This window comes from Geopseudomonas aromaticivorans (assembly GCF_019097855.1).
Lineage (GTDB): Bacteria > Pseudomonadota > Gammaproteobacteria > Pseudomonadales > Pseudomonadaceae > Geopseudomonas > Geopseudomonas aromaticivorans.
This window is the reverse complement of record NZ_JAHRGL010000001.1, coordinates 123,642-135,807: the sequence shown is the minus strand read 5'-3', so window position 1 is coordinate 135,807 and position 12,166 is coordinate 123,642. Positions and strand designations below refer to the sequence as shown.

General features: G+C 67.0%; 15 protein-coding genes. 11 read left to right on the top strand and 4 right to left on the bottom strand.

Features of this window, described 5'->3' with window-relative positions:
• Window positions 1–18: 18 nt before the first annotated feature.
• Together KRX52_RS00640 and KRX52_RS00635 are read left to right on the top strand one after the other, a co-directional pair.
• Window positions 19–372 (top strand): PilZ domain-containing protein, encoded by a 354-nt coding sequence (locus KRX52_RS00640; protein WP_217679215.1) that lies wholly within the window; start codon window positions 19–21, stop codon window positions 370–372.
• 2 nt (window positions 373–374) lie between these two features.
• Window positions 375–1,151: a TatD family hydrolase gene (locus KRX52_RS00635; protein ID WP_217679214.1), complete on the top strand. Its 777-nt coding sequence runs from the start codon at window positions 375–377 to the stop codon at window positions 1,149–1,151.
• Window positions 1,152–1,413: 262 nt separating this feature from the next.
• On the opposite strand, the gene KRX52_RS00630 is transcribed toward KRX52_RS00635, so the two are convergent.
• Window positions 1,414–2,541: an aminotransferase class V-fold PLP-dependent enzyme gene (locus tag KRX52_RS00630; RefSeq protein WP_217679213.1), complete on the bottom strand. Its 1,128-nt coding sequence runs from the start codon at window positions 2,539–2,541 to the stop codon at window positions 1,414–1,416.
• A 150-nt stretch (window positions 2,542–2,691) separates the two neighbouring features.
• Between KRX52_RS00630 and KRX52_RS00625 the strand changes: the two genes are divergently transcribed.
• Complete coding sequence (locus KRX52_RS00625; protein WP_217679212.1) at window positions 2,692–3,261, top strand: DUF1285 domain-containing protein; 570 nt, start codon at window positions 2,692–2,694, stop codon at window positions 3,259–3,261.
• Window positions 3,262–3,314: 53 nt separating this feature from the next.
• Here KRX52_RS00625 and KRX52_RS00620 read toward each other — a convergent pair whose 3' ends face one another.
• Complete coding sequence (locus KRX52_RS00620; protein WP_217679211.1) at window positions 3,315–4,970, bottom strand: electron transfer flavoprotein-ubiquinone oxidoreductase; 1,656 nt, start codon at window positions 4,968–4,970, stop codon at window positions 3,315–3,317.
• A 317-nt stretch (window positions 4,971–5,287) separates the two neighbouring features.
• Between KRX52_RS00620 and KRX52_RS00615 the strand changes: the two genes are divergently transcribed.
• The 6 genes from KRX52_RS00615 to KRX52_RS00590 all read left to right on the top strand — a co-directional run bounded on the left by KRX52_RS00615 (window position 5,288) and on the right by KRX52_RS00590 (window position 9,805).
• Complete coding sequence (locus tag KRX52_RS00615; protein ID WP_217679210.1) at window positions 5,288–6,037, top strand: electron transfer flavoprotein subunit beta/FixA family protein; 750 nt, start codon at window positions 5,288–5,290, stop codon at window positions 6,035–6,037.
• Window positions 6,037–6,966: an electron transfer flavoprotein subunit alpha/FixB family protein gene (locus KRX52_RS00610; protein ID WP_217679209.1), complete on the top strand. Its 930-nt coding sequence runs from the start codon at window positions 6,037–6,039 to the stop codon at window positions 6,964–6,966. Before KRX52_RS00615 ends, KRX52_RS00610 begins: the two co-directional genes overlap by 1 nt.
• A 144-nt stretch (window positions 6,967–7,110) precedes the next feature.
• Entirely contained in the window at window positions 7,111–7,926 is an 816-nt protein-coding gene (locus tag KRX52_RS00605) for a substrate-binding periplasmic protein (protein ID WP_217679208.1), read from the top strand.
• 17 nt (window positions 7,927–7,943) lie between these two features.
• Window positions 7,944–8,294 (top strand): DUF4398 domain-containing protein, encoded by a 351-nt coding sequence (locus tag KRX52_RS00600; protein WP_217679207.1) that lies wholly within the window; start codon window positions 7,944–7,946, stop codon window positions 8,292–8,294.
• Window positions 8,291–9,103, top strand: a complete 813-nt coding sequence (locus tag KRX52_RS00595; RefSeq protein WP_367890513.1) for an OmpA family protein — start codon at window positions 8,291–8,293, stop codon at window positions 9,101–9,103. Before KRX52_RS00600 ends, KRX52_RS00595 begins: the two co-directional genes overlap by 4 nt.
• 108 nt (window positions 9,104–9,211) lie before the next feature.
• Window positions 9,212–9,805 carry a hypothetical protein gene (locus KRX52_RS00590; protein ID WP_217679206.1) on the top strand — a complete coding sequence of 198 codons (594 nt, stop codon included), beginning with the start codon at window positions 9,212–9,214 and terminating at the stop codon, window positions 9,803–9,805.
• Between the two features lie 19 nt (window positions 9,806–9,824).
• Here KRX52_RS00590 and KRX52_RS00585 read toward each other — a convergent pair whose 3' ends face one another.
• A complete protein-coding gene (locus KRX52_RS00585; RefSeq protein ID WP_217679205.1) occupies window positions 9,825–10,004 on the bottom strand; it encodes a DUF2897 family protein in 180 nt (59 codons plus the stop codon).
• A gap of 134 nt (window positions 10,005–10,138) precedes the next feature.
• Between KRX52_RS00585 and pyrF the strand changes: the two genes are divergently transcribed.
• Together pyrF and KRX52_RS00575 are read left to right on the top strand one after the other, a co-directional pair.
• On the top strand, window positions 10,139–10,837 hold the full coding sequence (gene pyrF, locus KRX52_RS00580) for an orotidine-5'-phosphate decarboxylase (RefSeq protein WP_217679204.1): 699 nt from the start codon (window positions 10,139–10,141) through the stop codon (window positions 10,835–10,837).
• Between the two features lie 46 nt (window positions 10,838–10,883).
• Window positions 10,884–11,531 carry a hypothetical protein gene (locus KRX52_RS00575; protein ID WP_217679203.1) on the top strand — a complete coding sequence of 216 codons (648 nt, stop codon included), beginning with the start codon at window positions 10,884–10,886 and terminating at the stop codon, window positions 11,529–11,531.
• A 25-nt stretch (window positions 11,532–11,556) separates the two neighbouring features.
• On the opposite strand, the gene KRX52_RS00570 is transcribed toward KRX52_RS00575, so the two are convergent.
• Window positions 11,557–12,117: a Smr/MutS family protein gene (locus tag KRX52_RS00570; RefSeq protein WP_217679202.1), complete on the bottom strand. Its 561-nt coding sequence runs from the start codon at window positions 12,115–12,117 to the stop codon at window positions 11,557–11,559.
• Window positions 12,118–12,166 lie beyond the last annotated feature (49 nt).

Here is a 12,166-nt window from a genome sequence, read left to right as displayed (position 1 = left end):
CAGTCCTGGAAGCCCCTCATGAGCATGCCTCCCATTGGCGGACGTAACGCCATCCTGTCTCTTACCCTGAAGGACAAGGCCCAGCTGTATGCGGCCTACATGCCCTTCGTGCGCAACGGCGGCCTGTTCATTTCCACCAACAAGACGTATCGCCTGGGTGACGAGGTCTTCATGTTGCTGAGCCTGATGGACGAGCCGGAAAAGATCCCGGTTGCCGGCAAGGTGGTGTGGGTCACCCCCAAGGGCGCGCAGAGCAACCGCGTGGCCGGGGTTGGCGTACAGCTCAACGACGGCGACCACACCACCCGCAACAAGATCGAAACCTACCTGGCCGGTGCGCTCAAGTCCGAGCGGCCGACCCTGACGATGTGACGATGCTCGTAGACTCCCATTGCCATCTCGATCGCTTGGACCTCGCGGCCCACGGCGGTTCGCTCGACGCCGCGCTGGCGGCGGCACGTGCCCGCGGCGTCGGCCGCTTCCTGTGCATCGGCATCAGTGCGGACAACGCCGCGGCGGTGCGCCGGCTGGCGGCAAGCCACGCTGACGTGTATTGCTCGATTGGTGTGCACCCGCTGGATCTTGAGCCCGGTGCCGAGCCGGCACTCGACTGGCTGCTCCACGAGCTGGACCATCCGCGGGTGGTGGCCATCGGCGAAACCGGTCTGGACTACCACTACCAGCCGGAAGCGGCCACGTTGCAACAGGCCAGTTTCCGCCTGCACCTCGAGGCGGCGCAGCAGACCGGCAAGCCGGTGATCGTGCATACCCGCGAAGCGCGCCAGGACACCCTGGACATGCTGCGCGCGGCCGACCTGCCACAGGCCGGCGTGCTGCACTGCTTCACCGAGGACTGGGAGATGGCCAAGGCGGCGCTGGACCTGGGTTACTACATCTCCCTGTCCGGCATCGTCACCTTCCGCAATGCCGAGGCCCTGCGCGAGGTGGCGCGGCGCATCCCCGCCGACCGTCTGCTGGTGGAAACCGATGCGCCCTATCTGGCGCCGGTGCCCCACCGTGGCAAGCCGAACCTGCCGGAGTATGTGCGCGACGTCGCCGAGTTCCTCGCCGGGCTGCGCGGCGTGGCCTTCGAGACCCTGGCCGAGCAGACCACGGCCAACTTTCAGCGCTTGTTTCCCCTGGCGGTCTGAGCCGCGCGCAGACAAAAAAAACCCGGACTCTGGGGGGGAATCCGGGCCAAGACCATTAGGAGTGAAACCGGAACAAGCCTTCCTCACCGTTCCGCCTGATGGACACTGGGGGAAGTGCCGTACATCAGTAGTAAGCATTATTGACCAGCATCCGCTGCTTTGCCGGCAGGATCCCCTCTGTTTTAGTACGGATTTGAAATAGTTCCGCAGCTGTTGAGTGCAAAGCCGCCCGGTTGGCTGGATTCATCCCGGCGGCTCGCCCTCAGCGCAGTCGCCGCAGCAGTTCCAGGGTTTCCTCGATCACCGGCTCCGGCGTATAGAAGTGCGGCGACAGGCGGATGCCGCCGCCGCGCTGGGCGCATACCACCTGCTGCTGTTTCAGGGTCTCGAACAGCCGCGGATGCTCCCAGCCGGCCAGGCTGAAGGTGAGAATCCCGGCGCGGCGCTCCGGTTCCGGCGGACTCAGCAGGCTGGCGCCGGGCAGGGCGGCGATCCCCGCATGCAGCCGGGCGATGCGCGCCTCGATCAGGCTGGCCACTTGCGCCAGGCCGACGTCCTCGAGCAGCGCCAGGCTGGCCTCCAGGGCCACCGCGCCGAGCATGTTCGGGCTGCCGCACTCGAAGCGCCGTGCGCTCTTGGCCGGCTGCCAGTCGCGCCGGTCGTAGTTGCCGGCATCTTCCAGCATATGCCAGCCGTATTCGTGCAGCTTCAGCTGCTCGCGCAGGTCGCTACGGCAGTAGAACACCCCGAGCCCCTCCGCGCCGAGCATCCACTTGTGGCCGTCGGCCATGGCAAAGGCGCACTGGCTGGCCTGCACATCGAACGGCTGGGCACCCAGCTGCTGGATGGCGTCGATGCACAGCAGCACCCCGCGCTGCTGGCAGCCGGCACCGAGGCGCGCCATGTCCAGGCGCAGGCCGCTGGCGTACTGCACCGCGCTGATGGCCAGCAGGCGGGTGCGCGGCGTGCAGGCTTGGAGCAGGGCGGCCTCGGGATCGGCGCCGGCCAGGCTCACCTCGATCACCTCCACGCCCTGCGGGCGCAGCGCCTCCCACACCACGCGGTTGGAGGGGAATTCCTGGTTGCTGATCACCACCTGGTCGCCGGCGCGCCAGTCGAGGCCGAAGGCGACGAACGACAGCGCTTCCGAGGTGTTCTTCACCAGCGCCACGTCGGCGCTGGACGGGGCGTTGAGCAGGCGGGTCAGGCGGGTGCGCAGGCGCTGCTCAAGCTGCAGCCATTGGGGGTAGTCGCGGGCGCCGACGCGCATGTTCTGCTCGGCAAAGGCGCTCACCGCCTGGCTGGCGCGGCGTGGCCAGGGGGCGACGGCGGCGTGATTGAGGTAGCGCAGGCCAGGCTCCTGGGGGAATTCGTCGTGCCATGCAGTCATGTCGGGCTCCGTGCAAAGCGGGTGGGGCGGGATGGGCTAGCAAGCTGGCCGCGTTCGGGCGGCATTGCCGTTTGTCCAGGAATGACGTATTCGGTTGCCGGGTAAATAATAAGCGCAAGCGCGCCAGCGGAAACTTCACAGGGGATGACAATGAACCAATCGGACAAGGCGGGCGACCTGCTGCAGCAAATTCCGGTGACGCCGGGCAAAGGTCTGCCCCCGGTGCATCTGTGGAATCCGCCCTTCTGTGGCGATATCGACATGCGCATTGCCCGCGACGGCAGCTGGTTCTACATGGGCACGCCGATCGGGCGCAAGCCGATGGTGCGGCTGTTCTCCACCATCCTGCGTCGCGATGGCGACGACTACTTTCTGGTTACGCCGGTTGAGAAGGTCGGCATCCGCGTCGATGACGTGCCCTTCGTGGCAGTCGAGGTCGAGGTGGAAGGCGCAGGAGAGGCGCAGCGGCTGCGCTTTCGCACCAATGTCGAGGACGAAGTGGTGGCCGGGAGCGAGCACCCGCTGCGGGTCGTGCTGGACGCGCAGACCGGCGAGCCGGCGCCCTATGTACATGTGCGTACCAACCTCGAGGCACTGATCCACCGCAACGTGTTCTACCAGCTGGTCGAGCTGCTGGTACCGCGGCAGATCGACGGCCAGCTCTGGCTGGGGCTGTGGAGCGGTGGCGAGTTCTTCCCGGTCGCGCCGCAGCCGGAGTAGAGTCTGCTCCAGAAAGCAGAAAGGCTCCCGAGGGAGCCTTTCTGGCGCGCGTGTTACATGTTGGGATAGTTCGGTCCGCCGGTGCCTTCCGGGGCCACCCAGGTGATGTTCTGCGCCGGGTCCTTGATGTCGCAGGTCTTGCAGTGCACGCAGTTCTGCGCGTTGATCTGGAACTTCTTCTCGCCGTTTTCCTGGGTAACGATCTCGTACACCCCGGCCGGGCAGTAGCGCTGCGCCGGCTCGTCGTACAGCGGCAGGTTCTTGCCCAGCGGGATCGAGGCATCGGCCAGCTTCAGGTGGCAGGGCTGGTCTTCCTCGTGGTTGGTGTTGGAGAGGAACACCGAGGACAGCTTGTCGAAGCTCAGCTTGCCGTCCGGCTTGGGGTAGTCGATCTTCGCGCACGCAGCAGCCGGCTTCAGGCAGGCGTAGTCCGGCTTGTTGTCGTGCAGGGTGACCGGGATCTTGCCGCCGAACAGGTTCTGGTCGACGAAGTTGAACGCGCCGCCGAGGATGGCGCCGAACTTGTGGATGGCCGGACCGAAGTTGCGGCTGCAGAACAGCTCGTCGTACAGCCAGCTGTTTTCGAACGCCTTGACGTAGTTGTTCAGCTCGTCGCCGCCCTCGCGACCGGCGCCCAGCGCCTCGACGATCGCCTCGGCGGCCAGCATGCCGGACTTCATCGCGGTGTGGCTGCCCTTGATCTTGGCGAAGTTGAGGGTGCCCAGATCGCAGCCGATCAGCGCGCCGCCGGGGAAGACCATCTTCGGCAGCGAGTTGAGGCCGCCCTTGCAGATGGCGCGGGCGCCATAGCTGATGCGCTTGCCGCCTTCCAGGTACTGCTTGATCACCGGATGGTGCTTGTAGCGCTGGAACTCGTCGAAGGGCGACAGGTGCGGGTTGCTGTAGGCCAGGTCGACGATCAGGCCGACCACCACCTGATTGTTCTCCAGGTGGTAGAGGAAGGAGCCGCCCGGATTCTCGTCGTTCAGCGGCCAGCCGGCGGTGTGCACCACCAGGCCCTGCTCGTGCTTGCTCGGATCGACTTCCCACAGTTCCTTGATGCCGATGCCGTAGTGCTGGGCGTCGGCCTTGGCGTCGAGCTTGTAGCGCTTGATCAGCTGCTTGCCGATGTGGCCGCGGCAGCCTTCGGCGAACAGGGTGTATTTGGCGCGCAGTTCCATGCCCGGGGTGTACAGGCCGTCCTTGGGGTTGCCCGCGTGGTCGACGCCCAGATCGCCGGTGACGATGCCGCGCACCACGCCCTTGTCGTCGATCAGCGCTTCCTGGGCGGCGAAGCCCGGGTAGATCTCGACGCCGAGGTTCTCGGCCTGCTGGGCCAGCCAGCGGCACAGGTTGCCCAGCGAGATGATGTAGTTGCCTTCGTTGTGCATGGTCTTGGGCACGGCGAAGTCGGGAATCCGGGTGGCGGCGTCGGCATTCTTGAACAGGTAGATGTCGTCGCGCTTGACCGGGGTATTGAGCGGCGCACCGAGGTCCTTCCAGTCGGGGAACAGTTCGTTGAGCGCGCGCGGCTCGAACACCGCGCCGGAGAGGATGTGGGCGCCGACTTCGGAGCCTTTTTCCACCACGCAGACGCTGAGCTCCTGGCCGGCTTCGGCGGCCTTCTGCTTCAGTCGGCAGGCGGCGGACAGACCGGCGGGGCCGGCGCCGACGACGACGACGTCGAATTCCATGTATTCGCGTTCCACTCTCTAATCTCCTAACTCAAGGCTGGCAGTCTGCTTCTTGGAGTCCGCAAGGGCGGTTTTTGTGCGGCGCAATATAACTACGATGTATGGCCAGGCCGGTACAAGCGTTTGCTCACGCGCCGGCTGATGCGCTTATCTTAAAGTCTGGCGCTTACACAGTGGAAGTTTTGTCGTATTGACCGAGGTAGGGGATGCGGTCAACATACGATGTTTTTGCTGGTCGCGGTATAGCTGAGAGTCGGTCCCACCCGACGGGCAGCCCGGCCTGGTACGCCTTGGCGATACCCTATCAACTCCCCGGAAAACACGAGGAATCCATGAAGATTCTGGTAGCTGTCAAACGAGTGGTCGACTACAACGTCAAGGTTCGCGTCAAGGCGGACAACTCCGGCGTTGAGCTGGCCAACGTCAAGATGTCGATGAACCCCTTCTGCGAGATCGCCGTGGAAGAAGCGGTGCGTCTGAAGGAGAAGGGCGTCGCCACCGAGATCGTCGCCGTGTCCGTCGGCCCGACCCAGGCCCAGGAGCAGCTGCGTACCGCCCTGGCCCTCGGTGTCGATCGCGCCATCCTGGTGGAAACCGCCGAGGAGCTGAACTCCTTGGCCGTGGCCAAGCTGCTGAAAGCCGTCGTCGATAAAGAGCAGCCGCAGCTGGTTATCCTTGGCAAGCAGGCCATCGACAGCGACAACAACCAGACCGGACAGATGCTCGCTGCGCTGACCGGCTTCGCCCAGGGCACCTTCGCCTCCAAGGTCGAGGTCGCCGGCGACAAGGTCAACGTCACCCGCGAAATCGACGGCGGCCTGCAGACCGTGGCCCTCAACCTGCCGGCCATCGTCACCACCGACCTGCGCCTCAACGAGCCGCGCTACGCCTCCTTGCCGAACATCATGAAGGCCAAGAAGAAGCCGCTCGATGTGGTCACTCCCGACGCGCTGGGCGTGTCCACCGCCTCGACCGTGAAGACCCTCAAGGTCGAAGCCCCGGCTGCCCGCAGTGCCGGCATCAAGGTCAAGTCCGTGGCCGAGCTGGTCGAGAAACTGAAGAACGAAGCGAAGGTGATCTGATGGCTATCCTGGTTATCGCTGAGCACAACAACGCAGCGCTGGGTGCTGCGACCCTGAACACCGTGGCCGCCGCCCAGCAGATCGGTGGCGACATCCATGTGCTGGTCGCCGGGGCCGGTTGCGCCGCCGTCGCCGAAGCGGCCGCCAAGGTCGCCGGTGTCAGCAAGGTGCTGGTTGCCGACAGCGCCGCGCTGGCTCACCAGCTGCCGGAAAACCTCGCCCCGCTGGTCGCCGAGCTGGGCAAGGGCTACAGCCATGTGCTGGCTGCTGCCACCACCACTGGCAAGAACGTGCTGCCGCGCGTCGCCGCGCTGCTGGATGTCGACCAGATCTCCGAGATCATCAAGGTCCTCGCCCCGGACACCTTCCAGCGTCCGATCTATGCTGGCAACGCCATCGCCACCGTGCAGTCCTCGGCAGCCGTGAAAGTGATCACCGTGCGTGGTACCGGCTTCGACGCCGCAGCTGCCGAAGGTGGTTCCGCGAGCATCGAGGCCATCGGTGCGGGTGCCGATGCCGGCATTTCCAGCTTCGTCGCCGAGGAGCTGGCCAAGTCCGAGCGTCCCGAGCTGACCGCGGCCAAGGTCATCGTCTCCGGTGGTCGCGGCATGCAGAACGGCGACAACTTCGCCCTGCTGTACAAGCTGGCCGACAAGCTCGGCGCCGCCGTCGGCGCTTCGCGTGCCGCCGTCGATGCCGGTTTCGTGCCCAACGACATGCAGGTCGGCCAGACCGGCAAGATCGTTGCCCCGCAGCTGTACATCGCAGTGGGTATCTCCGGTGCCATCCAGCACCTGGCAGGCATGAAGGACTCCAAGGTGATCGTGGCGATCAACAAGGACGAGGAGGCGCCGATCTTCCAGGTGGCCGACTACGGCCTGGTTGGCGACCTGTTCGACCTCGTGCCGGAGCTGGAAAAGGCTCTGTAAGGTCTTTCGGGCGCTGCCGAAACCCGCTCTTCGGAGCGGGTTTTTTGTGCGCGGGGGAAATCCGCTTGCCGGCGGCGGGCCGCTCTGCCCTAAACTAGCCGCCATCCTTTCCGGCGGCGCCGGCAACCGACTTGCGAGGTTTGCATGACCATCCGTTCCACCCTGTCGCGCCTGGGACTGGCGCTGCTGGTCCTGGCTGGCTCGGGCCAGGTCATGGCCGCCGGCAAGTGCGAGCGCCTGATCGCCACCGGCAATCCGGACCAGCCTCCCTATCTGTGGCGCGATCCGCAGCATCCGCAACGGCTGATTGGCGCCAGCGCCGACCTGCTCAAGGAGCTGGGCAAGGCGCTCGAGGTGAAGATCGAGGTGATCGATGCCGGCAAGCGCTCTGCCGCCGAGGGCGACGCGGTCAGCGGTCGGGCCGATCTGTTGGCGGGCAGCTACCTGACGCTGGCGCGTCTCGAGCAGTTCGACTTCGTCCATCCGGCCTATCTGGAAGTGCCGGTGCATGTCTGGGTGCAGCGTGACAAGGCGCCGCTGTTTGGCCGGCGGGCCGATCTGGCCAGTCACAATGGTCTGGCGATCGGTGCCGGCAGTTATTCCGCCGCGCTGGCGCAGCAGGTCGACGAACTCAAGCTCAAGCGTACCGGCAAGGCCAGCGATGCCTTGCGGCAACTGCAGCAGGGCAAGGTCGACTACCTGCTGCTCGAACGCAATACCGGTCTGGCGCTGGTCGAGCGTCTGGGCTTGGGCGCGGAGTTGCTGGCCCTCGAGCCGGCGCTCGGCAGCGAGCCGCTGTACCTGGCCCTATCGCACAACTCGGCCTGCAATGATCCCTGGCTGCGCGGACAGCTGGCGAAAAAGATGACAGAATTCCGCGCCGCCGGCCTGCCGCAGACCCTGCTGCAGCGCAATCTTGAGCGCTGGAAGAACCAGGCGTCGGCGCCGGCGACTCCCTGAAGCAGGATGTTCATTCGATGACCCAACGCATTATTGCCCTGCTGGCGCTGCTGCTCCTGAGCGGCTGTGCCAGCGATCCGGCGCCGACCGCGCAGCTGCAACTGGCCGAGCAGGCCGTGACGCAGGCGCGCGCGGTCGGTACCAGCCCCGAACAGGAAGAGCTGCGCCAGGCCGAGGCCGAGCTGGCGGCTGCGCGCCAGGCTTTCGAGCGCAATCACTACCGCCGGGCGCGCATGCTCGCCGAACGTGCCGAGCTGGATGCCCGTCTGGTTGAGGCGCAGACCCTGACCGGCAAGACCCGTGCGCAGCTCGCCGAGCTGAAGAGCAGCATCGTGCGCCTGCGCACCCAGCTGGGAGACCTGCAGTGAACCCATCCGTCTTTCGCCCGCTGTGGCTGGGCGTCGTTGCCCTGCTGGCCGGCTGTGCCACCGCCCATCCGGACGCGCAACAGGCCCTGGCGCAGGCCCGCAGCAGCTACCAGTCGCTCGCCAGCGACCCTGCGGTGTTGGCCGCTGCGCCCAAGGACGTGACGCGCGCCGGCGACTCCCTGGCGCGTGCGGAGCGCCTGGCCGACTACTGGGGCAGCGAGGAGGATGTCGCCCACTACGCCTACCTGAGCCAGCGTTACGGGGCGATTGCCCGTGAGCACGGCGTGCAGGCGGCGGAGCAGCAGCAGCTGGAGCGCCTGCGCCTGGAGCGCGAGCGTCTGCAGCTGGCCTTGCGCGAGGCCAAGCTGCTCGGCCTGCAGCAGGGCGGCTCGCTCGAGGAGCAGCTGGTCGCGCTGGCGGCCACCGAGACCGAGCGCGGCCTGGTGGTGAGTCTGGGCGATGTACTGTTCGACACTGGCCGCGCCGAGCTGAAGTTCAACGCCAATCGCATCCTGCTCAAGCTGTACCGCTTCCTGGAACTCAACCCGCAGCGCATCGTGCGCATCGAGGGCTATACCGACAGCCATGGCAAGGCCGCCGACAACCTGCAGCTGTCCCGTGCGCGGGCGCAGACGGTCGCCGATGTGCTGGTCGATCTGGGGATCGACGCCAAGCGCATCGAAGTGCGCGGCTATGGCGAGGCTTTCCCGCTGGAGGCCAATGCCTCATCCTATGGACGGGCGCAGAATCGCCGGGTCGAGATCGTGTTCTCCGACGAACAGGGCAAACTCGGCGCCGAGCGCCAGTAAGTTGGGCCCGTGCCGCGCTGATGTCCGATGTGTTTGGCGTTGCGAGGTCCGCCATCAGCGAAAGCCGGCAGCCGGCTCGTCCCGGCTGCCGTCATTGCGAGGTCCGCGATGACAGTCGTGCGCTCATTTCTGGTCTTGCTGCTGTCGCTCGGCCTGGCCGCCTGCGACGCCGATCGCGAGAAAGACCAACCGCAGCAGGCGGAGCCACCTTCGGCCGCCATGCCGCAGTCCACGGCGCCGGCGCCCGATACGCTTCCAGCTCCAGCTCCAGCTCCAGCTCCAGCTCCTGTGCCGCCCGCCGGCGAATCCGCGCCGCCTGCGCCACCGCCGATGCCGCCCGCGGCCCCCGCGCCCCGCTCGCTACCCGAGCCGCCAGCCAAGCCGCTTGAGCGTCCCCGCCCGTCGGCACCGGCCGAAGAGGCGGACGTTTCTGCTCGGCAAAAAAGGCCGGAGCCCACGGCGCCGCTGGACCTCAGCCTGCCCAGCGAAACCCCGTCGGGTTTCGGCCTGCCGACCGGCAGCGGCGACGGCGAGCGGCCCGGCGAGCCGCCGGCACTGTTGCCGCCCCTGTTCGAGAGCAAGGGCGAGGCGAATAGCTTCGAACTCGGTGGTCGGCTGATCACTAACGAGCCGGGGCAGGAGGACGAGGATAGCTGGCATTCGGTGGAAGGCGCCGAGCTGCAGCTGCAGTTCCGCCGCTGAGCCGGGTTGCCGCGCGGGGCTATTCGTCCTCGCCATCGTCCTGGCGGGCCTTGGCATCCTGTTCGGCGTTGCGTTTGTGCATGCGTTCCAGCTCCTCCTCACTGAGCGGCATCTTGTTGGCGCTGTCGCGCAGCAGCAGCAGGCTGCCGACCACCGAGCCGAAGGCCAGGGCCAGAAACAACCAGGCATACCAAGGCATGATTTTCTCCTCCTGTTGACGTCGCCTTCACCATAGCGCCGCGCGCCGCGGCTGTCTTGCCTGATCTGGCGCCGCGCCGGCCGGCGCGGGCTTGCGTTACAATGCGCGGCGATTCGACTTGCCGAGAGAGCCCCATGACCTGCCAGACCCCGATCATCGTCGCCCTGGATTTCCCTGCCCGTGAAGCCGCACTGGCGCTGGCCGAGCGCCTCGATCCGCAACTGTGCCGGGTCAAGGTCGGCAAGGAGCTGTTCACCTGCTGCGGCCCGCAAATCGTCGAGACGCTGGCCGCCAAGGGTTTCGAGGTGTTCCTCGACCTGAAATTCCACGACATCCCCAACACCACGGCGATGGCAGTCAAGGCCGCCGCCGAGCTGGGCGTGTGGATGGTCAACGTGCACTGCTCCGGCGGCCTGCGCATGATGGCGGCCTGCCGCGAGACCCTCGACACCCTGAGCGGACCCAAGCCGCTGCTGATCGGCGTGACCGTGCTGACCAGCATGGAGCGCGAGGATCTGGCCGGCATCGGCCTGGACGTCGAGCCGCAGGAGCAGGTGCTGCGCCTGGCGGGCCTTGCCGCCCAGGCCGGCCTCGACGGGCTGGTCTGCTCCGCCCAGGAGGCGCCGGCGCTGAAGGCCGCCCAGCCGCAGCTGCAGCTGGTGACCCCGGGTATCCGCCCGGCCGGCAGTGCCCAGGACGACCAGCGGCGCATCCTCACCCCGCGTCAGGCACTGCAGGCCGGCTCCGATTACCTGGTGATCGGCCGGCCGATCAGTCAGGCCGCCGACCCGGCCGCCGCGCTGGCGGCGGTGGTGGCCGAGCTGCGCGGCTGAGGTCGCCCGGTCACGCAGTTGCAGCCAGCCGGGGAGGGCACGGTCGATGCGCGATTACGATCCCTATCGTCCGCCGCAGGCCCCGCTGCTTGACGAGCATCTGCCGGCGGCCTTCGCCGGCGGCGACTGGAGCCGCAGCCAGTTGCGCGTGCTCGGCGCGCTGGCTCTGGGCTACCTGTTCGGTTTTTGCGTGCTACTGGTGCTGGGCCTGTGGCAGGCGCTGCATCCGCAACTCGCGCCGCTGGCCTTCACCCATCTGCTGAGCCTGCTGCTGGTGCTGCTCTGGGGCTATCTGCTGCTGCGCTTGCGCGCCTTGCTGGCCGCGCGGTTCGCGCTGCATGGGCTGGACGGGCCGGTGGCGCTGCAGATCCTGCTCGGCTTGCTGGCGACCGGCTTCGCTGCACTGCACGACGGCCAGGCCGCCGGGGTGGCGGGGTGGTGGGAACTCGGCTACTTCGCCCTGTTCGTCGCTCTCGGCTTCTGTCTGCTGTGGTTCGCTCTGCGCCTGCGGCGTATCCGTCAGCCGTACCCGGCGCTGCGCCTGTTTGTCTGGTCGGTGCTGCTGGCCGGTGCCGGCTCGGCCAGCGGGGTGCTGGTGGTGCCGGCACTTTTGCCGGGCCTGGCCGCCAGCGCAGCACTGGCCTGGGTGTTCTTCACCGCGGCCGGGGAGTTGCGGCCGGAGTCAGCGGCCTGAGCGGGCCGAACTGAAACCGCCCCGGCTACTCGTCGCGCCCCTCGAGCATGGTCCGCTTCAACAGCACGTAGACGGCGCCGGTGCCGCCATGCTTGGCCACGCAGGAGGTGAAGCCGAGCACCTGCGGGTGCTGGCGCAGCCAGGTGTTGACGTGGCTCTTGACCATGGGCCGGCGCCCGTCGGTGCGCGCCGCCTTGCCGTGGGTCACGCGCACGCAGCGCACCTCGAAGCGCGCCGCCTCGGCGAGAAACTCCCAGAGGGTGGCGCGCGCCTTCTCCACGTTCATGCCGTGCAGGTCGAGGCTGCCCTCGAAGGGGATCTGCCCGGCCTTGAGCTTGCGCATCTGGCCTTCCTGCACGCCGTCGCGCACCCAGTACAGCTCGTCCTCGGCGCCGACGTCGATGACGAACAGGTCGGACAGCCCGTCGACCGTGGTGGTCTGCTGGCTGAGCAGCGCGTTCTGCTGGCGGTTGGCGACTTGCTGGCGATCGGCCTTGGGTTTGCCGGTGTCGGCGCGCTCCTCCACCTTGATGCGCTTGACTCCGCGCATCTCGCTGAGAAATTGGGAAAAATCGTCGTCTTGCATGCTGGCTCTCCGCATCAGACGCGCAATTCTATCGGAACTTCGCGTCTGT